Below are 24,214 nucleotides of genomic sequence, written 5' to 3' on the forward strand. Positions count from 1 at the left end.
ACTATTGCTCAACTTGTAATGAAGGTATGGCATCCTGTGCTTTGGACGCATCGCCCGTATGAGAACCAAATTTACGCCTTAATTTCATCACGGGTTTTTCAACCAGGTTATAACTGATTAAAGCCAGGATAAACGCCCCTGATAAACTTAAAAAATAATAAGGTAATGATTTTGCGTTCATGTTGAAGTAAGTATCACATATACGATAAGCAATCAAATGAAACAGGTATAGTGAGTAACTGAGTTTACCAATAAACACCAATGGCTTAACGGACAAAAACCTGTTAATGAAAACATACCTTTTCCCAAATAGCATAGCAGGAATTATTGACATTAATGCTATACTTTGCACCGAATACCTAAGTGTTTGCCTGAAAAATTCATTCCTGATAACTAAACTCATGAATAATACAACTAACGCGCCTATAAATACTGGTAGAGATTCTGCAACTTTAAGATATACATTTTTTTTATCAAGCCATAGTATCATGCTTGAAAGACAGCCTAACAATATCGAATCGGACCGGCACAATGATGCATTGTAGTTATACTTATATGAGAATTCGCTAAAGTGGTAATTATAACCTATATAAACACGCAACAAAAGTGACGAAAGAACTATTAGCAACGTTAATATTATCAGCCACCGCGTGTTTCGCATAAACAAGCTAAAAAACAAGGGGAATACCAAATAGAAATGCTCTTCTACTGAAAGCGACCATATAATTCCAAGATTAGATTTTACTTCGGGATGAAATATCACGAAATAGTTTTCATAATAAAATATGGACGCTAACACCTCGCTTGATAATAGCTTTTGATTTACAAGAAAAGCAAACACAAATGCAACTGCTATCATTAATAATAAAGGCGGGTATAAACGTAATAACCGACGGATATAAAAATTTTTGAAATTTATATGTTGCCGTTTTTTAAACTCCTCGATAAGCAACCTTGTAATCAGAAACCCGCTTATGAAAAAGAATATGTTGACACCTAAGCCGCCTGGAACATTCTTTTCAAATCCCAGATGTGCAAACAACACTAACAGTATGGACAAAGCCCTTGCACCATCAAGCGAGGATAAGTAATGGTTTTTCTCTGACATAACCTTGTTTCTTAATAATTAAAGTTCTATTAATATATAACCACCCTTTACAAAACAATAGGCTCAGTCCGTTTTATAAGCACATATGAACCATTAAAGGGATCGTACGGAATAGGTGTTAATATAAACTTAGGAGCCAATTTTGCTCCTTCTTCACCGTCGATACGCACTTTATCAGTATTATGGTTATTGGGTAACATCCAAAGAGATGTGTTGGCTGTATCGCCATTTTTTATGGCATAACTTGGCCTTATACAAATCTTATCCTTATTGCCAAAAGCCGGAGCAGATTGCGATATCGTATGTGAGAGACGTAGGTAATTATTGGGACTCATCCTGATTGCTTGTCTTTTGTAAGATGTCACTATTCCTGTCAATAAATATATATCTATCCTGATAAGGGCCAAAAGGTACATGCGACAGGATTGCTGTTCTGATCAAATCCTTGCCAAGTACGTTATCGGTTGTAAAGATTTCGTTGGCAACCGAAAACTCGTCGGCGGTTTTTATAACTTTTGACTCATTCCATAATGTTAGAAAGGCATCTGGCGAAAGCGTTGAATTTATGCCGTCGATAAAAAGCTGCCTTTCTTCTTCCTCCGAGTAATTAAAAAGCTCACGGATGGCCTTTCTTGGAAAAGCTTCTAGTTTACCTCCAATTGTTGAATTATAAATATTTACGCCATTTTCGGTAAAAAATTTACGCGCATCTTCAAATTTTTCGGCCATGATATCAACCCTCGCCGTGTGATATTTTTTCCCCTTTCCCCAATAACGAGGGTCAAAGTGGCTTACATCATTATTGTCTTTTGCTTCCCAATCGCGTGAGCTTAGTTTTTTTCCGGTATGGCTGGCAAAGCTCATGTCTACGCCTAAAACATAAATTTCTGTAAAACCCAGGTAAGCCAGGATTTGTAAACCTGCATTAACTACAGATTGATTTATACCGCAATAAGGTAAATTTAAAGAAAAGCCCGGCGTGTCGGTATGTAACCATAATACATTATCCCTGGCTTTAAGCTTTTCTTTAAAGTTAATATTGTAAGGCGTAATATCAGGAAAAAAGCTATACTCAAAATCTTCTAACAACTTTCCGTTCAACTCATCAAGCATATCCATGTACACCAAATCATCAGTAATCGCAAAAAAATCAGGTTTCCAGCTCAAACGCTCGTAAAGCATGTTTACGCGGTTAAAGCACATGGTAAACTCATCTTTAAGCAGATACAATGGGGTTTCATTTAAACTAGGCCCATTTCCCAATATAAATGCGCGCTTACCTTTATATTTGCCTTTAATATCTTTCCACTTCTGCAGGTTTTCTTTATCCTCCGACTCAAAAATTCGATTGAGCTTCAATGTGAAATATCTTACAGACCTATCTAAAAATACAGAAAGCCCCTCTTCTTTAATGCTACTTATAGCCTGATCATAAACGCCTCGCATATTTTTTTTAATTATGTAACTTTAATTTTTATAACAATCTTCTTAATGTATTCGGGTATATTATTATAGCAGTGCTGCGGTGCATGGGCATCTATCGGAAAAAATATGCCGTAAATACCATTACCAATAACTACCTCCGATTCAGGTTGGGCCGTCCTATAAAAAGTAACGTCTTTCACTTCATCATATGCTGTATATGCCGATAATTTATCGAGCGTAACATATTTAACCAGTTCTTTCCCAATAAAAGGAAACTGAATGTCGATAACGCGTTTATGGGCTTCGTAACCAAACCCGTTATCAATTTTGGTTTCATACTCCATCACCAATGCTTTTACATTGGCCGATATAGGGTATTCGCCAAGCGCGATATCCAACGGGGCATTTTTTATAAACTGAAGCCCTTCGTATATATCCGTATTAAAGGATTTATAAAACTCTATATTGTCTACCGAATCTAAAATCATATTTTGTTTGTGTTATTGTCCGTTAGATGCATAAACCTTTAAGTAATTGGCGCCTGTACCCTCGCTGTACGAATAGCTGCCACCTGCGGCTTTCACAATAGCCAGCCCAGCAGCAACATCCCAAATAGCTATATTATCTTCGGTATAGGCCTCCATGCTTCCCTTTGCAACCATAATAAGTGAAAGTGCGGCCGAACCAAGCAGCCTCACCTTTTTATATGCCTGTATACCGGTAACAAACTTAAGTAAGGTTTCTTGACTAAAATCTGAATAAACCGGAAAACCTGTAGTTAAAATACTATCCTTTTTGTTTTCTATACTGCTCACATAAATTCTCTCGTCATTACAAAAAGCAGCTTCACCTACTATACCCGTATATAATTTATGATGATTAAAATCATATATAACCCCCAAAACGGGTTCTCCATTATCCCAAAGACCAATTGAGATACCGTACATATCAAAGTCTCTTGAAAAATTGAGGCTACCATCAAGTGGATCGACTATCCATCGAAGCGTTTGTCCATCAGACGCTTTAACCAGCCCCGACTCCTCACTTAATATATTGTAGGGAGTATTTTCTGATAAATGTTTTACTATTAATTTTTCTGATTCAACGTCCGCTTCCAGTTTAATATCTTTCCCTATGCTGCTATTGATTTTTACGTCGGCCTGTTTAGCTGCTATTAACAGTTCACTGGCAAGGCGCGCGGCTTGAATAGCAACATCAAGATCCTTTTTAAAAGTTGAATTATAAGTCATTAATAACGGGTATTATAATCATTAAGCGGTAAGTGAAAGAAACTCTGGATCAACAGAAAGATAATTCACAATTATGTGGTTTAATATCATGTGCACATCTTCTATCGGCCCATAATCGCCTTTAGGATTTGGTGTATATAATGGTATAGTTGAAATCTCATTAAGCTTACCACCTAAAAATCCAACAAAAGCAATTGAAGTACCACCTAATTCGTTAGCAAATTTAGCCGCTCTAACCAGGTTAGGTGAATTTCCACTTGCTGAAATGGCGATCAAAACATCACCGGATACAAATTGGCCCCGCATCTGTTCAACAAATACATCGTCAAAGTTATTATCGTTACCAATTGCTGTGATCATCGGAACGTTATCTGTTAAAGCGAAAATTTTAGGGCGGAACTTTGAAAAGTAACGCACAAAAAACCTGAAATCGGCTTGCATGTGTGATGCCGTTGCAGCACTGCCACCATTACCTACTACATAAATAGTTTTACCATTTTTGAATGCAGTGATCATGGCTGTTACTACTTTTTCAAGTTGTTCTACTTCAATCTTTTCTAATATTGCGGTTAAACGACTAGTGTAATCCTTTAAATAGTCTTTTAGTTGCTCTTTTCTTTCCATAATAGAAATTTTTAATTTATGATAATGTGATTTTTAAAAATCCTTTTGATCGTAAACTTTATCAATGATACGCATCAGTTTGTAAGCATCATCTGAATTACCAATAGCAATCGCCTTATCATCGGTAATTGAATCAAAGAAATGATCCATTTCGTAACGCCAGCTATTGTTGTTAACATACTTAGTAACTACTTCGTCTTTCCAGGTAGCAGCTGGCGCTGTTGATCTATTTTTAGCTATTGATAACGTTTCTTCGCCATATGACATTGAGGATGTAATCAACCCATTTAAAACCATATACCCTTTTTCGAGGAAAATCTCTAAAGAAAACAAGTGACGCCATTGCGACATGGTTGAATGTAATGAAGCAACTTTACCTGTTGTTGATTCTTTAAGAATAACAAATGCATTATCCTCAACATCCATGTGCCAGTAAAGGTTCGAAACTTCGGCTTTGACAACGTCAAAATCGCCCGAAAGATACAGGAACAAATCAAGCATATGAATACCCTGATCCATCAAAATACCACCGCCCGCTAATTCCTTTTTAGCTCTCCATTGGTTAAAATAATCACTGGTAACACTTTTACCATACCGGCCGCGGAGCCACAACACCTTTCCGTATTCACCGCTATCTATCAATTTTTTGATATGCATAACGCTGTCATGATGGCGGTGATTAAAACCATACATCAATTTTTTACCACTGGCGGCTTCGGCCTCTTGTATCTCCAATATATCAGCACCGGTAAAAGCAGGTGGTTTTTCGCAAAATACGTGTTTGTTAGCGCGTAATGCCCGTATGGTCAGCGATTTATTTAAAAAATTGGGAGTACAAACAATTACTACATCAATATCGGGGTTATTAATAATATCGTCATGACTAACATTAGGTATACCATCAACCACAGCATCGGCATTGGGTTCTGAAATGGCAACAACAACGGCTTTTTCAATTTCTCTAATGGCCTGGCTGCGAATTTTACCCATAACACCATAGCCGATTATTCCAACTTTATATTTCATTATTGTAGATTTTACTATCTAATTTAAATTAGAGTGATTATATTTAGAAAGCGCTTCGATTATATTATTTACAGCATCAATTTCCATCAGCAGTTTGCCTTCCTCGGCATACGAGCCCAAATGTGGCGTTAAAACCACATTTTCTAAATCACAAAGCGGGCCGGTATACGGTTCATCTGTAAATACATCGATTGCCGCCGATGCTAGCTTTTTTGTAGTTAATGCGCCATAAAGGGCATCTTCATCAACTATGCCTCCGCGAGATATATTGATGAGCATTGCTGTGTTTTTTACCAGTTCAAGTTCTTTGGCACCAATTACTGCGCTTTTATCTTCATTACCGGGCACATGCAAGGTAATTATATCCGCCGTTTTTAATATAGTTTCAAAATCAACCAATTTAACGCCTGTTCTTTCGGCCCATGCTGCATCGCTATAAGGATCATAACCAATTACAGGGTTACCGATACCTCGAAATAATTCTGATACCAAACGGCCAATACGGCCTAAACCCACTACACCTATTACCTTATTAAAAATGAGGTTACCAGTTTGCTTTTTCCATACACGGTTTTTCAGATCGGCATCGGCCTGCGGAATTTTACGCAACAAGGCAAATGTCATTGCTAAAGTAAGTTCGGCGACGCTTCTCGTGGGACCGTTAGGTGTGTTGGTAACAATTATGCCTTTTTGGGCCGCATATTTTAAATCAACGCTATCCATACCAATACCTACCCTGCTAATGCATTTTAACAATGGCAATGCATCCATTACACGGGGGGTTAGCGGCTCAACGCCTGCAACAATACCAATACAATCTTTTGCCAACTCAATCACTTCATCTTCAGTTAATTTACGGCCATACGGATTATTAATTACCTCATAGCCACTTTTAACAAGTAAGTCAACAGGCTCTGACCCTACCTGCCCAAAAGAAGAAGGCGATGTTAATATTTTATTCATAATATGTTATTGTTTTTTCGGTTGCTGTATTTTTTAATGACAGATATAGCTCAGCTAATTGAAAATCCTCTTCCGTGCTCACTTTAATTGACCGGATGGGATCAATCGGGTACAAACCATATTTGCCCACAAAAACGGCGTAGCCTTTTGCCTCAAATTGTTCTTTAAATTTCTTTGCATTCCAAATACATACCGTCCAGGCGCATAGTTGTACCGGCTTTAAATTCTGGGTCATCGGAAGCAAAGCCTGATCACTAAAATTCAGTGGCTGATGATCATAAAATGCCTGTAGTTTTTCTTCCCTGATGGATATCAAGCAGTCAAGTTGGTTTTCTTCATAAAACCTGATGGCGTCATCAATATCTCTTGCCGTTACCAAGGGCGACACCGGGTTAACCATTACCAGGTTTTCTGTTTCTATATGGCTTAAAAAGTCGTAATTGAATTGATCTTGTACTATATGGTCTTCCGCGAGTTCCGCCGTACGGCGATAGAAGTTTACACCATAATCGCCACAAAGTTTTTCCATGATATCTGCCTCTGAATTTACATAAACACTATCAATAAACTCAGATTGTTTACAAGCGTCTATCGCATAGCCAACCATCGGCTTTCCAAGAATATACCTTAAATTTTTTTTCGGGACTCTTTTACTTCCCAACCTAACAGGAATTTCAGCTACGTATTTCATTACAAATTCTGATAAATAATATTTTCAACAAGTTTGAATTTTAAAAATCTACTTTTTTACCGCCGTTACCTCGTCACTAAAAAAGGTGTCGTAATCCCGCTTCTCAAAAATATCCGGCTTTCCGCCTACAGTTGCGTCATAAATTACATGACCATCGTATTCAACGGCTCTTCGCAATGGTAAAGCTAATCCCTCATCTTTGTAATTTGGAATCTTCCACCCAATAATGCGAGTCGCCGATATGTTTTACAATTCAAACTCTCAGCAATTGCCGCAAGCGAATCATCATCTGTGTTCACATAACCTCATCTAAGTTACTATTTAAAGCACTTTCAATGCTATATGCGATCATCGCTTTACCATCCATATACCTGAGATTTTTTGACTGTACCCTTTTGCTTCCCCCTTTTGCGGGTATATGAGCTATTACTTTACCTAATTTCATATAATGAGATAATAATATATTTAACGAGCGACTCTTAAATCAGGATACTCACTCATTTTAATAGTTGCTTTATTGCGTAATATTTTATTAAAAAGTTTTGTAAATGACTCGCCACCCTGTTCATTCAAATGATCTGCGTTATAAAACCATTTAATATCATTGGCAATTGGTTTATAAGTTGAGAAATTATAATACTCGGCGCCTGTTTCTTTACAAATTTGCTGCATAAATTTCTCTGTTTCTTTTATATCCGCCTGCGGATAAAGTCGTGTATATTCCTTATAATAAGGTGGGGTAAAAAACACGCATGCTATATTTTTAGATTTCAAGACTGAAGCTATTTGTTTCAAATAGTTCACATACTCATCTCTAATGTGCGGATTATACTCCAGAGCAATAGTCTTATCTTTACTATGATCATATGCTTGTACCGAAGCCGACTCTAAGATGTGAAGAGAATCTAACGCTGTTTTCTTTTCGTCACCCTTTGTAAATTCTTTATTCCCCTGAACGAGGTTTTTGAATTCCTCGAAGCCATAGTCGGCGTGCATAAACGCAAACATTTTTCCAAAAAACATATTGTTATAATCTTTCGGCGAAACCAACTTATAAGAGGGGATGGATGCATATATCGCCTTACGGGCATCATTTAAATTGCCGTTCGACAATGCCTCATTATCAAAATACAAAGAAGAATAAGAAATACAAATCAATACTTCTTTTAAATTAGTGAGCTTAGGCAAAAAATAGTTCAAACTGTAGTTGATTGAAGCTATATCTTCTCCTCCTAAAGATAAATTTTGCCCCTTATAATCCCAATGATCATAATGTAACGCAAAACCGTGCGACCTTCCAAAGGTTAATGATTGGAGGGTATCTTTTTCGGCCATAATATCAGTTACCCATTTACGTTGGACAACTATGGCTTTTGATGGGAATACAATATTCAATACCTGGCATATGCCAAATATTACTAATAAGTAAATTACAGTTTTTATTAATATTTTATTTCCCATGAACTAAAATTGAAAATATATAAACTCATTGATCCCAAATTTACCAAACCATAGTACAACAAAAGTTATCACTATATAGAAACTCCATCTTACAACTGTTGACCGGCTTAATATAAATTTTGGCAGTCCATCCTTGCGGAAGATGAAATTAACCGTTATAAATAACAGAATAAAGAATATCGCCAGGAAGAAATCGTAGAATTTTAAGCCTATCAATCCCTCGGAACCTCCTTGTGTAAATAATGTTATAGAATCATGTTTAAGATCTTTAAACGCAAATATTTTTTCAAATATTTTTATGGCATCGCCAATATTATTGGCCCTAAAAAAAGTCCAGGCAACTACAACAACTACATAAGTAATAAACCACCTGCAGATATTAGCGAACGTAATACCGCTTGTAATGTTTCTTATTTTATCGCCATATATAAACCGTTCAATTACCAGCATCGCCCCATGTATAGCACCCCACACTAAAAAGGTATAATTTGCACCATGCCATAGCCCACTCACCACAAACACCAGCATGGTATTGAATATCCATTTTGATTTTGACACTTTATTACCGCCAAGCGGTATATATAAATAATCTCTGAACCATGTTGATAACGATATGTGCCATCTTCGCCAAAATTCTGTAATAGTTTTCGAGAAGTAGGGCTGCTTAAAGTTTACAATCAGATCGATACCAAATAGCTTTGATACGCCTAACGCTATATCAGAATAACCGGAAAAGTCGCAATATATTTGGTATGTAAAAAAAACGGTGGCGATAATCAATGACAATGTAGATGCTTTATCAACGTGATTATACACGTGGTTTACGGCAATCGCCAACCGATCTGCTATCACCATTTTTTTAAATAATCCCCAAAAAATCAGCACAAATCCCTTTCTGAAGTTACTATAATCATAGTCTTTCAATTCCTGCAACTGAGGTAACAGGTTTTCCGAACGAGCAATTGGCCCCGCTACCAACTGAGGAAAAAATGAGACGAATAACAAGAACCTAAAGATGTTGCGTTCTGCCTTTATCCGGCCGTTATAAACGTCAATAACATAGCTAATGGAGTGGAAAGTATAAAACGAGATACCAACCGGAAGCAACAAATGCAATACATTTAATTGATAATTTCCGTGAAAAGCAGACGCCAAATCCTCAAAGGCTTTGATAACAAAATTAAAATACTTAAAAACAAATAAAATACCGAAGTTGACTGTTAAGCTTAAAGCCATAAACAATTTGCGATAACCGACATATTTGGTATTTGTTATTAGCCGGGCTACAACAAAACAAGAGGCAGAGGTAAAAAATATTAACCCCAGGTACATCCAATCCCAACATGCGTAAAAAAAATAGCTGGCGGCAAGTAAAAAATACAACCTCCCTTTTTGATTAAGAAGCGGGTAAATAATTAATACCAGTAATAAGAAAAAAATAAATTCAATAGAATTAAAAAGCATACAAATTAATTTTTAAACATACTATCAAAAGTGTTCTAAATTTTACCACAATCTTAATCTTGAAACAAACCCCCCAAGGTGAATAAACATGCGGCATACAAAAAAGAAATGATGCTGCACCGGGTTATTCTTTGATAGTATCTTTCCATAATAATAACGATACTTCCAATAAGCCGAACTTCTGAAATCAAAAAACTTACTTTTAATATCGTTAAGTGAATATTTCTCTTTAATATCGACTGAAGCTGTAGTACCTGTATATTCCATAACTATGGCCCTTGATGTAACCAATAACTTATAACCCGCATTTTTTGCCCTTAGTGGTAATTCAGTGTCACCACGGTGTTTGAAATGTTCATAATCAAAAAGTCCGGTCGATTGAAATACTTCCACAGGTATGTAGATTCCTCTGCCAATTAAATCAAATGATTCTATTAGCAGATCTTCCTTAAGCGAGGAAAGCTTTGCACCACGATGATAATACTTTGAATATGCAAACCATGGGTGAGTCGTCTTTCCGGCATATGTTATCGTATCACCATCAGCAACGTCGACCGTTGCCGAACCAATCAGCGCTTTCGGGTTTTCTTTGGCTACGGTTACTAAATTTTCAATCCAATCACTTTTAAAATTTACATCATCATTTTGCAAAATTATCGCTTCAATTGCGGGGTGGCTTTTTAATACATAATCAATTCCCAGATTTACCGATCCTGTCCACCACAAATTACCGTCACCCTTTAAACAAATTACTTCAGGAAAATCGCGACTCAATATTTCTCCGGTCCCGTCAGACGATCCGTCATCAACTACTATAGTTAGTTCGGGCTTAACGGTTTGAGTTCTCAGTAATTCCAAACACTGAATTAATAAATGCTTCCTGTTGAAGGTAGGTATAACAATAGCTATTGGTAATTTCATGATCAAATATTATATAGTGTTAAAAAGATAAAGAGTTATTAGCTCCTTTAACATCACCTTCAAGCGAATCCTCTTCGACTTCTGAAGGTTGGGCAGTTACCTTTTTCGTTAATTCCAACTTCTCGCGAACTATATAGATACCACAGAATATCAATATAGTATTGTAATAATCGCTTATCCAAGGTCGTTGATACCAGCATAACAACAGCCCCAGGATAGCTAAAATTGAATTGTAAGGATTGAGTACCTTACGTATCAGCTTGTAATAAATAACAACAAGTAATAGTACTCCACCTATCCCGTATTCATATATATATACTTTATATGAAGCAATAGCTGCCTTGCGCTCTTCAAGTGCAAATTCGCTCCCCATACCATTTCCTATAGCTAATTGAGGCGTTTGCACATATTTATCATAATGATTATTGAACACTTCCATTGTTCGCTGTTCGCCTATTAAATCTTGCGCATTGGTAATTCTTGAATAAATTAGGGTATTAAAAACCTCCGTGTTACTAAGGGTTATAACAACAATTAAAGCTGTAACCACTGTAATCAACATCCTTTTTACACTGGTAATTTTCATCATAAAAAACATGATAAAAGACCCAATGTAAAAGAAAAGCGAAAACGATAAAAGACCAGCTAATAATATTATTTTATTACGCCACGGCTTAAAATCGTACCTTAAAAACAATAACAAATAAAAGCACACCGTCCCAACCACCCCAGCTTCGTCAAAAATAAACCTGAACCTTGGTAATGCGTCCACATCCTGTACAGCTTCCACAAAAAAGCCAAAATTTCTGTATTCCTGAACAAGTACCAGATTTCTGCTTGGGATGATAAAAAATGGCAATTTTATAACATAATGAACCAGGTATAATATTATTCCAGGTACCAATAAAGTACTAAATAGCTTTACAAACTTTTGAAAAACTTCCGCTTTAACATCATCGTCTTCATGTTGTAAAAAAGTAACAAACGCTATGGAAGTTATCAGGGCCGCTTTGAATGATATAATTTCATATGTACGTGGAATAAGCATATATATGATAAGTAAAAAGGGCAAAACAGTGTACTTCCGCCTTTTTAAGGTGGTAAAACATACTATGAACATGTAGAGTAAACCAATAACCGGGAATAAATTATTAAGATCCCACACTATCCAGGGCTGCACGGATAAAAAGCACAAGGATACCAACAAGAAAACCCTTAATGATCTCAACTTGTTTACCCTTCCTACATGTGAACTTTTAATCGTACTCATTAATATTCGTAATTAATAACCGCTCTCCGTTTATTGTTAATCATTCAAACCCTAATTTCTACTGCTGTTCGTTACTCTATATATTCTGTTTTTAAGAAACCGCATCCATGAAATTTAGTGACGATTTCAATAACTACAGGTAAAACTATCGTATCAAAAAATAAACTTCTTTTATCCTATCTACATTAAACTTGTGCCTTTTTATGAGGTAGTAAATATATCTTGTCCCTAAAATTGCTTTATAAAACCAGGTAAAGGTTCGATATGAATTTAAAAAAAAGGCTGTTGCGTATAAATATGGCATTATCAGGTCTTCATTTCTGGTAATTGAGTCATCTCCTCCCAAAAAATGACAGTTTGTATTATGTACATATCCCACATTTTTATAGCGTGCAGCCGTTAGCAAAAATAGCAGTACATCGTTGCCACCGCCCGTACGGGGATAATTTATACCTAAAGGATTTGGTATATTATATAGCAATGACTTCTGGATATCAGTTTTCCTGAATATAGCACAACCTGGCGACACAGGGACATTGCCTTTACTACGTATATACCTGTAAATAAAATCTTTGGATGCAAACACTTTATTTTCGCCAAAATTATCATATTTACCAACTACCTCGCCAAATTGATGAAGCATTGTCTTTGAAAAAACCAAACCTACGTCGGGATTATTTTCAAGATAATCTATCGTTTTTTCAATATAATCATCATCAAACCAATCGTCAGAGAATAGAAACTTCACGTATTCGCCTTTTGATTGTTTAATACACTCCATCCAATTTCCCACCGGGCCAAGATTTTCAGCATTTCGGAATATTCTTACCCGAGGGTCTTTCCCGGCATATTCACCCAACACTTTCCAGGTATTGTCAGTACTACAATTATCAATGACAATTACTTCAATATTTTTATACGTTTGGCTAAGCGAACAATCAATCGCCTTGCCAACCAGGGTCTCCCTATTATAAACGGGAATCAATATACTAACTAAGCTACCGCTACCCATTTGTTAATTATTTTAAAAGATTTGATAGATCCTGCAACGCCAAATATAGAAAGTGAAATCGCCATAGAAAGCACAACACCTTCTGGGCCGAAATGTAAATACTTAACTAAAAATATCGACAATGGAATATGAATTATCGAAGCTATAATGGAGGTTATTACCTGTATTCTAATTAAGCCGGTTCCGTTCAAAAAATATGAATAAGTATTGTTCCATACTTGTATCATAGCATAAAATGAAAAGATGATTAACATTCGGTTACTTACTACCACTCTCTTATTTGTCCACAGAGCTACAATTGATGGTGCGGCTAAGAACATGATTAATATTACAAACGCAACAAATATCATGAGGTAGTTAAGTTTTCTTATAGTGCGTTGTATCCACTTGTAATCTTTGGTTGCCATAGCATGAGTAAATGCCGACCACATTGGTGTTACAACAATGCCCCAAACCATTATGATGACACTAAAATATTTATAGGCTATATTATAAGGTGTAACCGATGCTGGTGAAAACAGTTGTGCTATAATGATATTGCTGGTTTGAAAAATGATGATCACAGCAATTTGTACCATGAAAAATTTTAAACCTAAGCCCAAAAGGCTTTTTGAGTAACTAAAATCAACGTATTTAAGTCCAGGGCGTAAAAACCTATACTTTTTGCTAAACAGGATGATACTTGCTATCAGAAATACCAATGCTGGTATTGACATAATAGCAATACCAAAGTTCAACAATGAAGTTTTGCCTAATACAGCCAAAAAAAGAATAGCTACCAATCCCAAAACACTTCCGGAAACCTCCAATAAACTGCTAAAGGCAGGGCGTTGGCTGGCCAGCAAAATCACATCAATTACCTGTAATACAAACTTTAAACAAAAAAGAAATATTACAATAACCGCCAGTTTAGATAGCTCACTCTGAAAAGATGTTTGAGTATTTAAAATTGAGGGCCAGTAAAGCCAATGATTTATAATAAAAAATAAAAAGGCAATGCTTGCACTTATAATTACCAACAATGCGTAAGTAGTACTTACCAGCTTCCGAGCCACAAGCTTTTCATCATTGGCTAAGGCAGTTGCAAGATTGTTCCTCAAGCCGTTTCCTAAACCAACGTCAAATAACGAAAACCAGGCAACTATCGATGTTAAGGTAATCCATATTCCGTACCGTGTGGTGTCTAGATATTTGATGGTAGCAGGAACGTACAATAAGGATGCGCCGATATTTAATCCTTTCAAAAAAAATGAAATGACAATATTCTTCTTAACATTAATAGATCTGTCTGACCCTTTTGTTAAAAAATTAGTTATTGGTTTAAATATTCGCACTTTTCAGCCAGTTAATAGTTTCTAAGACACCTGTTCTTTTGTCAACAAGCGCTTTCCATTTTGCAAGTCGTGTAATTTTAGTATTATCGGCAATGAAAACTTTTTGATCACTTTCTCTCCATGGCAATTGTTTGTAAACCATTTTAATATCAAGCAATTCTTCAAGCAGGTCAAATAGTTCAAGCAACGATAAACTATTTTCCACGCCGCCACCTATATTAAATGCCTGCCCTTTGGTGTTTTTTATATTTTCAAATGCGGCAAAATATAAACGAACTACATCATCAGCATGTAAAACATCACGCACTTGTTTACCAGTTCCGCTTATAGTAAACGGTTCTTTAAGTTTGCCGCTCTTTATTTCCAGCGCATTTTTTATGAACCAACTTACCCAACCCTGGTCATTTGAGGGATGTTGGTTGCCACCGTACATCGAAGAATGTCTAAACACTACCGTTTGCAAGCCAAAAATTCTGTTATAATCGATCAGGTATTGATCAGCAGCGCCTTTTGAACAACCATAAGGTGAATGGAACGAAAGTGGAGCCTGTTCGTCAAAGCCATTTGGAAACTCTTTACATTGGTACCGGGTTTCGGTTTCTTCAAACGTCAGATCGGCAAAGTCCCCGTATACTTTATTTGACGAAGAATATAAAACAGCAGTATTTGGCGAATATTTTCTTACCGATTCCAACACGTTATGTGACCCCATAACATTTACCTCAAAGTCCATACGCGGGTTTTGAATAGAGGTAGTCATAGCTACCTGCCCCGCCAGGTGAAAAATAACATCTGGTTTTATATCTTTAATTACTGTTTCAACATCATTTAAGTTTCTGATATCTCTATGATAAAACTCAAATGCGCCGCGTTCTTGTAACCAAGCAAGATTTTGAGTACTTCCCAAACGGTAAAGACTATCAAAAACAAAAAGTTCCTCGCCTCGTTTTAATACTTCGGCGGCTAAATTACTACCTATAAAACCGCAGCCTCCCGTTATTAAGTATTTCATATGTACCCTTTAAATTATGTATATTAAATTGTCTTTTTTAATCCTTCTGTAAGAGTTGTTTTGGCCTGCCAGCCAAGCGCCACAAGGCCTGAATTATCGGTGGTTGATATCATAAGTTCATTTTCACGATAAGGAACTGCACCAAAATTCAATAATGTCGAACTGTTTGTGAGCTTTTTAAGTTCGTTCAGCAGCGCTTTAACAGCGACAACTTCGCCCGAGCCCACCTGAAAATTATTATAAGCATCTGCTAAATTATCTATCTTGCTTACCATCAATTCGTAGGCATCAACAGTGTCGTCAAAATAGATAAAATCCCTTTTTTGCTCACCTTTAGTTAAATCGATATGGCTTTCGTTGTTTTTAAGCCTTCCAATCATCATCGTAATAAAATTGGTACTGTCGCAGCCTGGCCCATAAAAGTGCTCAAGTTGTAAATTAATTACTTTGATTTCATTCCTCCTGAAATAAAGCCAGTCGGCAAACTGACATTTCGTTAGTGAATATAAATTGACAAAACGATCTAAAACTGTATCAGAATTAATAAAAGCTTTAACCCCATTTTTAATTGCCGTATCTAATAACCTCAAGGGAAATTGGAAATTTGTTTGGGATATTTCATCTACAGTTTGATTATTACGGCCATACGAAGTAGCCGTGTGAATGACAACATCAATCTTGTGCTTTTCAAACAACTCTTTGATGCCAGCTTCGTCAGATTTATATATCTCAAAGTTATTACCCTTTATTCTGTGCAGGTTTTCCGGATTGCGTACAAGGCCCAGAATAGTATGATTTATTGAGAGCCTCTTAGCTACATGGCTACCCAAAAAACCATTAATACCTGTGATCAAAATTTTATACATAAGCAATATCTATTGAGTACCGATCAGTTATTTTAAATAATCAGTTATAGTATCAAGCATATAATCATAATGACTTTCATTTAAGCCAGGCCATACGCCTATCCAAAACGATTGATTCATAATGATGTCTGTATTTTTCAGATCTCCGATCGCGCGATGCTGAACGTTTGCGTAGGCAGGTTGGCGTAATAAATTACCGGCAAACAACAAACGTGTTCCTATCTTCTTCTCTTCTAGATGCTGTACCAACATGTGCCTGTCGGCGGCGTCACCTTCCCTCAGCGTCAATAAAAACCCAAACCACGATGGATCGCTATTTGGCGTTGCCTCTGGTAAAATAAACACATCTTCTAACTGTTTCATGCGGTCATAAAGTGCTTTATAGTTTTCCCGCCTACGTTGCACAAAATGGTCAACTTTTTTAAGTTGCGATACCCCAAATGCCGCCTGCATATCAGTAACCTTCAAATTAAATCCAATATGCGAGTAGGTGTATTTGTGATCGTAACCATAAGGCAGGCTACCCAACTGCTGGCCAAAACGGCATCCGCATGTATTGTCTTTTCCTGGCTCACAATAACAATCGCGCCCCCAATCGCGGAAGCTTTCAGCCAGCTTAATCAATTCGGGATTATTAACTATCACTGCCCCTCCTTCGCCCATAGTGATATGGTGTGCAGGATAAAACGAGAATGTTGAGATATCGCCGTAGGTTCCTGTTTTTTTACCCCTATAGGTAGCGCCAAGCGAATCGCAATCATCTTCAACCACCCATAGGTTATATTTCTTAGCAACTCTCATCACCTCATCTAAATCAAAAGGGTTACCCAATGAATGAGCAATCATAATTGCTTTTGTTTTTGGGGAAACAGCAGCTTCAATCTGATCTGACAGCACATTGTGTGTAGCTATATCTACATCTACAAACACCGGTATAGCGCCAAACTGAACCATTGGATTTACTGTTGTAGGAAAACCAGCTGCAACGGTTATCACCTCATCGCCCGGTTTAATTGCCCTATCGCCAAGTTTTGGAGATGTAAGCGCATAAAATGCAACAAGATTTGCTGACGAACCCGAGTTAACCAGTAACGCTTTAGGAGCGTTAAAATAGGCCGCAAACTCCCTTTCAAAGTCGTTAGCAAAACGTCCTGTTGTTAACCATCCATCAAGTGCAGCTTCAACACCTAATAAAATATCATCCTCATCTAGAACTTTACCTGTTACCGGAATATAATTTTCGCCCGCGATAATAGTTTTCGTGGTTTGAGTTTTTGCGATTGCCCTCAGGCTCTTTTCCAGATCGGGCGTGTTAATGTGTTTTAGCATGCTATTACTAATGACTTGTTTTTCAAATATTAATATACTATTTAAGATACAGCAGAGTATACCGCTTTACCCATACAATTAGCTGTGATCAGCAGCTTCAATAAACTCGGTAATCTGCTTTTCGGTAAAAGCGATAATATCCGCCGAAGTGTTATAGTAGTACTTGTACCATTCTATGCTTTTTCCAATAGCATCAATGGCCTCATATTGCGGCTTCCATTTTAATTGATTTACCGCTTTGCTGATATCTAATTTTAAAAGTCCTGCTTCATGTGGTTGCTTATCAGCATTTAGTAAGTCGAATTGACCAGTACCCCATGAAGCAATAGCTAACTCTACCATTTTATGAACAGGCAAAGCGTCACTCAACCCCGGTCCAAAATTGTACGCTTCTGAATATTCTATTGGGTCAGCTACCAGTTTACTACCAAGCAACAGGTAACCAACTACAGGCTCAAGCACGTGTTGCCAAGGTCTTACTGCGTTTGGGTTACGGATAATAACTCTCTCGTTTTTTGCAAGGGCTTTAACGATATCCGGGATTAGCCTGTCTTTGGCCCAGTCTCCGCCGCCAATTACATTGCCCGCACGGGCAACTGCAATGGCCTTACGATGATCATTATATACAGCCTTGTTAAAAAAAGAATTCCGGTATGAATCAATTACCAATTCCGCACAGGCCTTGCTTGCACTATAAGGATCATACCCGCCTAAACGATCAGTTTCACGGTATGGGTGAACCCACTCCCTGTTATGATATACTTTATCCGTAGTTATCAAAACTACCTGACAAGTTTTTTCCAAAGTTCTTACTCCATCAAGTACGTTGGCTGTACCTATTACATTGACATCAAAAGTTTCAGACGGAATGCTGTAGGATAACCGCACCAGTGGTTGTGCTGCCAAATGAAAAATAAAATCTGGTTGAAAACTACTGATAGACGCAATCAGCTTTTCTCTCTCACGCAAGTCTGCTATTACCGAATCACAAATTTCATCTCCTTTGATTAAATTATACAAATCAAAATCATTTTCAGGAGCCAACGCATAACCTTTTACGTCAGCACCCAACATAGATAGTATTTTCAACATCCAAGCGCCCTTAAAACCAGTGTGCCCTGTTAAAAAAACTTTTTTTCCTTTATATATTTTTTCTAATTCTTTAAACATATTACCAAATTTTCCATTTAGCCTTATTCTGTACCCAATCTTCCTCTAACTCCTGCTTATCCCTTAGCGTATCCATTGGCTTCCAAAAGCCACTATGCTTGTAGGCAACCATCTGACCATCTGCAGCAATCTTTTCCATCGGCTCACGCTCCCATAAAGTACTGTCGCCGGCTATATAGTTGAAAACGTCAGGCTCACAAACAAAAAATCCGCCGTTTATCCAGGCACCATCGCCTTTGGGTTTTTCCATAAAAGAGTGCACATTATTATGGTCATCAATATTAAGCGCACCAAACCGTCCAGACGGTTGTACCGAGGTTACTGTACAAAACTTTCCGCCGCGTTCATGGCACTCCAAAAGTTCCTTAATATTTACATCACTAACACCATCACCATAAGTTAACATAAATCTTTCATTGCCGATGTGTGGTGCTATCCTTTTAATACGACCACCTGTCATTGATTCATTACCGGTATCAACCAAAGTAATTTTCCATGGTTCGGCTTGTGAGTCATGGACTTTAACAGAGTTATTTGTCAAATCAATTGTTACATCCGATTTGTGCATGAAGTAATTGGCAAAGTACTCCTTAATTACGTACCCCTTATAACCCAGGCAAATAATAAAATCGTTAAAGCCATAAGAAGAATAAATCTTCATGATATGCCACAAAATGGGCATTCCTCCAATTTCGACCATTGGTTTTGGTCTTAATACCGTTTCCTCAGATAAACGAGTGCCTAAACCTCCGGCGAGTAATACTACTTTCATACGTTTTAAAATAGATGAATGATGTTAACTTAATATATATGTTCCTTAATATTTATACTTTATTTCATGTCGGCCAGGTTTCTTAGCCAACCCTATAACACAAATATCTTTTCTGGTATTAATCAACCGTTATACAAACATCATCAGTTAACGGATAAGTACAGCATAATAAGTACTCGTTAACGTTAAGGTCGGCCGGCCTTTTATCCAAGCCAATCATTTTAACCTCACCGCTGGTTACCTGACCCTTACATACAGAGCAATTTCCCGTTTGGCAGGAATAGGATAACTCTAACGAAGAATCAAGCCCTGCTTCTAAAATACTTCGCCCTTTAACAACTTCTACCTTATGAGTTTGTTGATCCTTAAAGATTTGAACGAATCGGGTATTGATATCCTCAAAATCCTTAGGGTTTTTAACTAACTCAAAATCTTCTGTAAAAATCTGTGATTCGTCGGCACCCAAATCTTTCAACGACGCTTTAACGGATTCCTTTAAGCCAACCGGCCCGCATATGTAATGAATTGAATTTTCAATATCACCAGTTGCTTTCATCACCGAAAGCACTTTTGACGGATTTATTCTGCCTTGCACCAGGTAAGGATTTTGATCACTAACGGAAAGCTGCGTATGAAAATGCCATATCGAAAGCTTGTTTGGGTAAGCTTCATGTAAGCGCTTAATAGTGTCTAAAAATATAACAGTTTCATAATTTCTGTTACCGTAAACCAACGTAATCCCGGGTGCATCCTCCAATGACAATGCATATTTAATAATTGACATAAGCGGCGTTATGCCACTGCCGGCACCCCACAGCACTATATTATTTACATTGGGAAACAATATCCGGTCGTAAACAAAATCGCCAAGAGGGGGCATAACTTCTATAATATCATCAATTTTTATAGTGTCATGGATGTGGTTTGATACTATCCCACCAGGTACTCTCTTTATCGTCACTTCCAACAAAGCATCAACAACAGGAGCAGATGAAAATGAATATGGCCTAATATATCTCCGCCCGTTAATTCTGAAAATGAGTGTCAAATATTGCCCTGGTAAATACTTAATTTTTTTTAACCCGGGCTGCTTAAAACAAAGCGTAACGGTATCACCAGTTTCCTGCCTGATCTCCACAACTCTCAATGTATAAGTAAGCATATTAAGTCCCGTTTTAATTATTAATTATTGTATCTTAAATATCACGCAAAGTGATAAGATTATCCCGTTATATTCTATATCTAACTTAAGGATGGCTGCGAGTATTCAACTACTCCGCTTATTATTTTTTAAATAGATTTTTGAACCAATCCGCTTTTGATTTCTGAACATCAACCGAATATCCGTACCCATACCCGTAACCGTATCCATACCCATAACCGTATCCGCCTCCGTAGTAGCCAGCCTTCTTTGATTTAATATCATTGATAACCAAATATGGCCTTCTTATTTTGCCAGTTACCTTGAGATCGTTTATAATTCCAATTTGTGATTTAAACGTATAGTTTTGTCGCACAACGTACAGTACCACGTCTGCAAATTTCTCTATCAATAATGCATCAGATACCAAACCAACCGGTGGAGTATCGATAATTATAAAATCAAACTGTTTTTTTAATGTTGCAATCAATACGTCCAACTTTTGGTTTAATATCAACTCAGAAGGGTTAGGAGGAATCGGGCCTGACGATATAATAAAGCAATTTTCATGAAAAAAAGTAGGCCTGATAATGCTCTCCGGCGAGTTGCTTTCTGAAACAATGTAGTTAGTAAAACCATTGGAATTATCCATACCGACATTTGCCGAAAGTTTTGGTTTTCGCAAATCCAATTCGATAAACACAACTTTCTTTCCGGTTATGGCTAAAGCAGTACCTAAATTTAATGATATAAAAGATTTTCCTTCACCACTCATACTTGAAGTAAGAACCAATACCTGCGATTCACCACTTTTTAACAAATATTGAAGGTTGGTACGTAAGCCTCTAAATTGTTCAGAAATTATAGATCGCGAATTGGAATCTACAACCAGATTGTTTTGATCTACATTGTTTCCAATTTCACCAACGATTGGAATGTCGGTTTCACGTTCAACATTTTGTTTTGTTATGATCCTAATATTCAAGCTATCCTTGATAAACAGATATGCTGCAGGTAACAAAAGCCCTAATAATGCTCCAACCGTAAATATAAATCCCTTATTTGGTTTATAAGGCTTAATTGCACTCTTAGCCCTATCTATTATTCTTGTAGTTGAAAAGGTAGAGGTTTTCGAAATCGCTGTTTCCTCTCTTTTCTGCATCAGGTATAGGTACAACTCCTGTTTTAAGTTTTGCTGACGCGAATAATCTAAAAATATACGTTCAGTAGCAGGAGCACCTTTTATTTTACTATTGAAATCATTATTACGAACATTTAATTGGCTCCGTGTTACTTGTAAGCCTTTTTTATAGGCAGCAAAGCTTTTAAGCAAATTTCCGCGTATCCCTTCAATCTGACTATCGATATTAACTATGATGGGGTTGCTTTCCTTAAAAGAAATAGTTTGCTTGCTGCGCTCCAGTAGTAACTCATTGTATTTTTCGATGGCACCGGCAAACAGCGGATCGGGCACGGTTAAAGTGCTCGGAATTATTGTCCTGTTGCCAGGATTTTGAATGTATTTTTCAAGATCTTGTATAATAGTTAGCTGAATATCTGCATCGGTTAACTTACTGTTCAAATCTTTGGCACTTTGTACCAATGCCTTTGATTGCTCATCAACATCAGCCAAACTATTTTCCTTTTTAAAGTCTTCTAATTTTTTTTCAACGCCTGAAAGATCTCTGCCAACTCCTACCAAACGATTATCAATAAAAACAAGTGTACTATCCAGTATACGAATTTTATTGTTCAGATTATCCAGCATATATTGATCAATAAGGTGCTGCATAATTGCTTCGCCCTTTTTTGAATTTGGATAATTAAAGGTTAAATTAATAGTTGTACTTTGTTTATCTGACAGGGTCGCGTCAAATTTTTCGCCAAGTTCTTCCACCTTGGTTTCGGGTGCCTGAACTAATATAACATACTGTGAGCCGGGTATTAAAGGCTTTAAATTGTTCTTAAATACAATATTGTATTGATCGAGTTTTATAAGAGTACCAAATGTGCCATTTACATCAACATTTGCTTTACTGTTTTTTAATCTAAAATGATGCGCATCTAATACATCGAGCACATATCTTGCATCTTCAATGGTATCAGTTGAGTTATCTAATACAATATCAAAAGGAGTTTCATCGAACAATTCAACAGATTTTATCGTTCCCTTTTTAAAGACAGTAACGTTCAACTGTAGTTGATGAACTACTGCTGTCATTAACGATCTTGATTTTAGTATTTCAAGCTCATTTTGAGCATTACTCGGCAAATCAAAAATACTTGAGAAATCAACAATCGAATTTAAGGCAGATGAAGTTGGGTTCTTCTTATCATCATCAACCAATAATTTACCGTCAATTATATAGTCTGGTGTTGAGTAACGTATAAATAAAAAGGCAAGCCCTAAGCAAAGGATGACTCCCAAAACAAAAAGATACCAATTTGATAAAACACTACCTATTATTTCTTTAAAATCAAAACTTTCCTCTTCCTTATTAGACTTTCCCATTTGTGTGTTATGGTTGCTCATTTAATCTATTTTAACCTGGTTAATAAAACAATCAATACTGATAATGCCGAACTGATTATAGTAATATTGCGCGTTTGGGCAATATCATTTGCGGCCACTTTTGATTTGGAAGGCTCTACGTAAATAATATCATTTTGCTTCAGATAAAAATAGGGCGATTTCATAATATTGGAATTATTCAAGTTAAAACGATATGCCAGCTTATGACCATCAGCTTCTTCTCTGATCAATAGCACGTTTTCCCTTTTACCATAAATGGTGATATCACCAGCCATGGATAAAGCATCAAATAAACTTACTTTTTCATTTGGAACAACGTAGGTAGAAGGACGCCCTACTTCGCCCGTTACGCTAATTTTAAAGTTTGCAAACCGTACGCTTACAGTAGGATCATTAAAAAATGTGGCAGCCTTAGCTTGAATTACATCTTTCGCTTCACTTGTTGTTAAACCGGCCAACTTTAACTTGCCTAAAACAGGCAATTCAACATTTCCATCTTTATCAATTAAATAACCAGCAATAATTTGCTGGGGGGTGACAGCCGGATTTACATTAAGCGCACCATTAGCGGACCCGGGAATATTTCCCATATTAATTACCTGACTGGCAAGAGGATCAACTGTAACAACCGTAATTGTCAAAATATCATCCGGTTGTATCTTGGGCGCCACGAATGAAGTAGCCGGAATCTCTGTTACCTTAGCTGTGTCAGAAATATCTTGAAAATATTTAATGTTTTTTGAAGAAGAACAAGATGAAATAAAAAGAAACAAAAAATATAGTGGGATGCAGAGGAAAAGATTTTTCAGGTAGGGTTTTTTCATAAAAATGTAATTATTTGA

At 36.8% G+C, this 24,214-nt stretch carries 25 protein-coding genes; all 25 read right to left on the minus strand.

Going from position 1 to position 24,214, the window contains the following annotated elements:
- Position 1: 1 nt before the first annotated feature.
- The gene (locus ACFGVS_RS14605) at positions 2 to 1,108 is read right to left on the minus strand and encodes an acyltransferase family protein (RefSeq protein WP_439699155.1); all 1,107 of its coding nucleotides are present in this window, start codon (positions 1,106 to 1,108) and stop codon (positions 2 to 4) included.
- A gap of 47 nt (positions 1,109 to 1,155) precedes the next feature.
- Entirely contained in the window at positions 1,156 to 1,443 is a 288-nt protein-coding gene (locus ACFGVS_RS14610; protein ID WP_439699156.1) for a hypothetical protein, read from the minus strand.
- On the minus strand, positions 1,430 to 2,554 hold the full coding sequence (locus tag ACFGVS_RS14615) for a 6-hydroxymethylpterin diphosphokinase MptE-like protein (RefSeq protein WP_439699157.1): 1,125 nt from the start codon (positions 2,552 to 2,554) through the stop codon (positions 1,430 to 1,432). The genes ACFGVS_RS14610 and ACFGVS_RS14615 overlap by 14 nt, the downstream gene beginning before the upstream one ends.
- Before the next feature lie 11 nt (positions 2,555 to 2,565).
- Complete coding sequence (locus ACFGVS_RS14620) at positions 2,566 to 3,021, minus strand: YhcH/YjgK/YiaL family protein (RefSeq protein ID WP_439699158.1); 456 nt, start codon at positions 3,019 to 3,021, stop codon at positions 2,566 to 2,568.
- A gap of 12 nt (positions 3,022 to 3,033) precedes the next feature.
- Complete coding sequence (locus tag ACFGVS_RS14625) at positions 3,034 to 3,783, minus strand: inositol monophosphatase family protein (protein WP_439699159.1); 750 nt, start codon at positions 3,781 to 3,783, stop codon at positions 3,034 to 3,036.
- Between the two features lie 21 nt (positions 3,784 to 3,804).
- Entirely contained in the window at positions 3,805 to 4,407 is a 603-nt protein-coding gene (locus tag ACFGVS_RS14630; protein WP_439699160.1) for a D-sedoheptulose-7-phosphate isomerase, read from the minus strand.
- Between the two features lie 33 nt (positions 4,408 to 4,440).
- Positions 4,441 to 5,433, minus strand: coding sequence for a Gfo/Idh/MocA family protein (locus ACFGVS_RS14635; RefSeq protein WP_439699161.1), 993 nt, complete (start codon positions 5,431 to 5,433; stop codon positions 4,441 to 4,443).
- 18 nt (positions 5,434 to 5,451) lie between these two features.
- The gene (locus ACFGVS_RS14640; protein ID WP_439699162.1) at positions 5,452 to 6,396 is read right to left on the minus strand and encodes a phosphoglycerate dehydrogenase; all 945 of its coding nucleotides are present in this window, start codon (positions 6,394 to 6,396) and stop codon (positions 5,452 to 5,454) included.
- A complete protein-coding gene (locus tag ACFGVS_RS14645; RefSeq protein ID WP_439699163.1) occupies positions 6,389 to 7,087 on the minus strand; it encodes an acylneuraminate cytidylyltransferase family protein in 699 nt (232 codons plus the stop codon). The genes ACFGVS_RS14640 and ACFGVS_RS14645 overlap by 8 nt, the downstream gene beginning before the upstream one ends.
- Positions 7,088 to 7,135: 48 nt before the next feature.
- The gene (locus tag ACFGVS_RS14650; RefSeq protein WP_439699164.1) at positions 7,136 to 7,264 is read right to left on the minus strand and encodes a hypothetical protein; all 129 of its coding nucleotides are present in this window, start codon (positions 7,262 to 7,264) and stop codon (positions 7,136 to 7,138) included.
- 118 nt (positions 7,265 to 7,382) lie between these two features.
- Positions 7,383 to 7,532 carry a cytidylyltransferase domain-containing protein gene (locus ACFGVS_RS14655; protein ID WP_439699165.1) on the minus strand — a complete coding sequence of 50 codons (150 nt, stop codon included), beginning with the start codon at positions 7,530 to 7,532 and terminating at the stop codon, positions 7,383 to 7,385.
- 20 nt (positions 7,533 to 7,552) lie between these two features.
- Entirely contained in the window at positions 7,553 to 8,548 is a 996-nt protein-coding gene (locus ACFGVS_RS14660) for a hypothetical protein (RefSeq protein ID WP_439699166.1), read from the minus strand.
- A gap of 3 nt (positions 8,549 to 8,551) precedes the next feature.
- Positions 8,552 to 9,784, minus strand: coding sequence for an MBOAT family O-acyltransferase (locus ACFGVS_RS14665; RefSeq protein ID WP_439699167.1), 1,233 nt, complete (start codon positions 9,782 to 9,784; stop codon positions 8,552 to 8,554).
- Between the two features lie 270 nt (positions 9,785 to 10,054).
- On the minus strand, positions 10,055 to 10,933 hold the full coding sequence (locus ACFGVS_RS14670; RefSeq protein WP_439699168.1) for a glycosyltransferase family 2 protein: 879 nt from the start codon (positions 10,931 to 10,933) through the stop codon (positions 10,055 to 10,057).
- A 19-nt stretch (positions 10,934 to 10,952) separates the two neighbouring features.
- On the minus strand, positions 10,953 to 11,981 hold the full coding sequence (locus ACFGVS_RS14675) for a hypothetical protein (RefSeq protein ID WP_439699169.1): 1,029 nt from the start codon (positions 11,979 to 11,981) through the stop codon (positions 10,953 to 10,955).
- A gap of 367 nt (positions 11,982 to 12,348) precedes the next feature.
- Positions 12,349 to 13,215 carry a glycosyltransferase family 2 protein gene (locus tag ACFGVS_RS14680; RefSeq protein WP_439699170.1) on the minus strand — a complete coding sequence of 289 codons (867 nt, stop codon included), beginning with the start codon at positions 13,213 to 13,215 and terminating at the stop codon, positions 12,349 to 12,351.
- Positions 13,197 to 14,549, minus strand: coding sequence for a lipopolysaccharide biosynthesis protein (locus ACFGVS_RS14685; RefSeq protein ID WP_439699171.1), 1,353 nt, complete (start codon positions 14,547 to 14,549; stop codon positions 13,197 to 13,199). Before ACFGVS_RS14685 ends, ACFGVS_RS14680 begins: the two co-directional genes overlap by 19 nt.
- Entirely contained in the window at positions 14,536 to 15,561 is a 1,026-nt protein-coding gene (locus ACFGVS_RS14690; RefSeq protein WP_439699172.1) for an NAD-dependent epimerase/dehydratase family protein, read from the minus strand. The genes ACFGVS_RS14685 and ACFGVS_RS14690 overlap by 14 nt, the downstream gene beginning before the upstream one ends.
- Positions 15,562 to 15,584: 23 nt before the next feature.
- Positions 15,585 to 16,427 carry an NAD-dependent epimerase/dehydratase family protein gene (locus ACFGVS_RS14695; RefSeq protein ID WP_439699173.1) on the minus strand — a complete coding sequence of 281 codons (843 nt, stop codon included), beginning with the start codon at positions 16,425 to 16,427 and terminating at the stop codon, positions 15,585 to 15,587.
- Positions 16,428 to 16,454: 27 nt separating this feature from the next.
- Entirely contained in the window at positions 16,455 to 17,756 is a 1,302-nt protein-coding gene (gene rfbH, locus ACFGVS_RS14700; protein ID WP_439699174.1) for a lipopolysaccharide biosynthesis protein RfbH, read from the minus strand.
- Positions 17,757 to 17,834: 78 nt separating this feature from the next.
- Complete coding sequence (gene rfbG, locus ACFGVS_RS14705) at positions 17,835 to 18,926, minus strand: CDP-glucose 4,6-dehydratase (RefSeq protein WP_439699175.1); 1,092 nt, start codon at positions 18,924 to 18,926, stop codon at positions 17,835 to 17,837.
- Between the two features lies 1 nt (position 18,927).
- Positions 18,928 to 19,698 carry a glucose-1-phosphate cytidylyltransferase gene (gene rfbF / locus ACFGVS_RS14710; protein WP_439699176.1) on the minus strand — a complete coding sequence of 257 codons (771 nt, stop codon included), beginning with the start codon at positions 19,696 to 19,698 and terminating at the stop codon, positions 18,928 to 18,930.
- A gap of 118 nt (positions 19,699 to 19,816) precedes the next feature.
- Positions 19,817 to 20,860 carry a ferredoxin--NADP reductase gene (locus ACFGVS_RS14715; RefSeq protein ID WP_439699177.1) on the minus strand — a complete coding sequence of 348 codons (1,044 nt, stop codon included), beginning with the start codon at positions 20,858 to 20,860 and terminating at the stop codon, positions 19,817 to 19,819.
- Between the two features lie 121 nt (positions 20,861 to 20,981).
- On the minus strand, positions 20,982 to 23,351 hold the full coding sequence (locus ACFGVS_RS14720) for a GumC family protein (RefSeq protein WP_439699178.1): 2,370 nt from the start codon (positions 23,349 to 23,351) through the stop codon (positions 20,982 to 20,984).
- 26 nt (positions 23,352 to 23,377) lie between these two features.
- Entirely contained in the window at positions 23,378 to 24,196 is an 819-nt protein-coding gene (locus ACFGVS_RS14725) for a polysaccharide biosynthesis/export family protein (protein WP_439699179.1), read from the minus strand.
- Between the last annotated feature and the right edge of the window lie 18 nt (positions 24,197 to 24,214).

The sequence above is a fragment of the Mucilaginibacter sediminis genome, assembly GCF_051903035.1.
In the GTDB taxonomy this organism is placed as follows: domain Bacteria; phylum Bacteroidota; class Bacteroidia; order Sphingobacteriales; family Sphingobacteriaceae; genus Mucilaginibacter.

Excerpts from the sequence above, each read along its gene's own strand:
- ACFGVS_RS14720 (WP_439699178.1), bottom strand. The coding sequence starts at position 23,351 with ATGGGAAAGTCTAATAAGGAAGAGGAAAGTTTTGATTTTAAAGAAATA.
- rfbF (WP_439699176.1), bottom strand. The coding sequence starts at position 19,698 with ATGAAAGTAGTATTACTCGCCGGAGGTTTAGGCACTCGTTTATCTGAG.
- rfbG (WP_439699175.1), bottom strand. The coding sequence starts at position 18,926 with ATGTTTAAAGAATTAGAAAAAATATATAAAGGAAAAAAAGTTTTTTTA.
- ACFGVS_RS14610 (WP_439699156.1), bottom strand. The coding sequence starts at position 1,443 with ATGAGTCCCAATAATTACCTACGTCTCTCACATACGATATCGCAATCT.
- ACFGVS_RS14725 (WP_439699179.1), bottom strand. The coding sequence starts at position 24,196 with ATGAAAAAACCCTACCTGAAAAATCTTTTCCTCTGCATCCCACTATAT.
- ACFGVS_RS14695 (WP_439699173.1), bottom strand. The coding sequence starts at position 16,427 with ATGTATAAAATTTTGATCACAGGTATTAATGGTTTTTTGGGTAGCCAT.
- rfbH (WP_439699174.1), bottom strand. The coding sequence starts at position 17,756 with ATGCTAAAACACATTAACACGCCCGATCTGGAAAAGAGCCTGAGGGCA.
- ACFGVS_RS14615 (WP_439699157.1), bottom strand. The coding sequence starts at position 2,554 with ATGCGAGGCGTTTATGATCAGGCTATAAGTAGCATTAAAGAAGAGGGG.
- ACFGVS_RS14690 (WP_439699172.1), bottom strand. The coding sequence starts at position 15,561 with ATGAAATACTTAATAACGGGAGGCTGCGGTTTTATAGGTAGTAATTTA.
- ACFGVS_RS14620 (WP_439699158.1), bottom strand. The coding sequence starts at position 3,021 with ATGATTTTAGATTCGGTAGACAATATAGAGTTTTATAAATCCTTTAAT.
- ACFGVS_RS14625 (WP_439699159.1), bottom strand. The coding sequence starts at position 3,783 with ATGACTTATAATTCAACTTTTAAAAAGGATCTTGATGTTGCTATTCAA.
- ACFGVS_RS14660 (WP_439699166.1), bottom strand. The coding sequence starts at position 8,548 with ATGGGAAATAAAATATTAATAAAAACTGTAATTTACTTATTAGTAATA.
- ACFGVS_RS14665 (WP_439699167.1), bottom strand. The coding sequence starts at position 9,784 with ATGGCTTTAAGCTTAACAGTCAACTTCGGTATTTTATTTGTTTTTAAG.
- ACFGVS_RS14680 (WP_439699170.1), bottom strand. The coding sequence starts at position 13,215 with ATGGGTAGCGGTAGCTTAGTTAGTATATTGATTCCCGTTTATAATAGG.
- ACFGVS_RS14605 (WP_439699155.1), bottom strand. The coding sequence starts at position 1,108 with ATGTCAGAGAAAAACCATTACTTATCCTCGCTTGATGGTGCAAGGGCT.
- ACFGVS_RS14630 (WP_439699160.1), bottom strand. The coding sequence starts at position 4,407 with ATGGAAAGAAAAGAGCAACTAAAAGACTATTTAAAGGATTACACTAGT.
- ACFGVS_RS14675 (WP_439699169.1), bottom strand. The coding sequence starts at position 11,981 with ATGCTTATTCCACGTACATATGAAATTATATCATTCAAAGCGGCCCTG.
- ACFGVS_RS14655 (WP_439699165.1), bottom strand. The coding sequence starts at position 7,532 with ATGAAATTAGGTAAAGTAATAGCTCATATACCCGCAAAAGGGGGAAGC.
- ACFGVS_RS14640 (WP_439699162.1), bottom strand. The coding sequence starts at position 6,396 with ATGAATAAAATATTAACATCGCCTTCTTCTTTTGGGCAGGTAGGGTCA.
- ACFGVS_RS14635 (WP_439699161.1), bottom strand. The coding sequence starts at position 5,433 with ATGAAATATAAAGTTGGAATAATCGGCTATGGTGTTATGGGTAAAATT.
- ACFGVS_RS14645 (WP_439699163.1), bottom strand. The coding sequence starts at position 7,087 with ATGAAATACGTAGCTGAAATTCCTGTTAGGTTGGGAAGTAAAAGAGTC.
- ACFGVS_RS14670 (WP_439699168.1), bottom strand. The coding sequence starts at position 10,933 with ATGAAATTACCAATAGCTATTGTTATACCTACCTTCAACAGGAAGCAT.
- ACFGVS_RS14715 (WP_439699177.1), bottom strand. The coding sequence starts at position 20,860 with ATGCTTACTTATACATTGAGAGTTGTGGAGATCAGGCAGGAAACTGGT.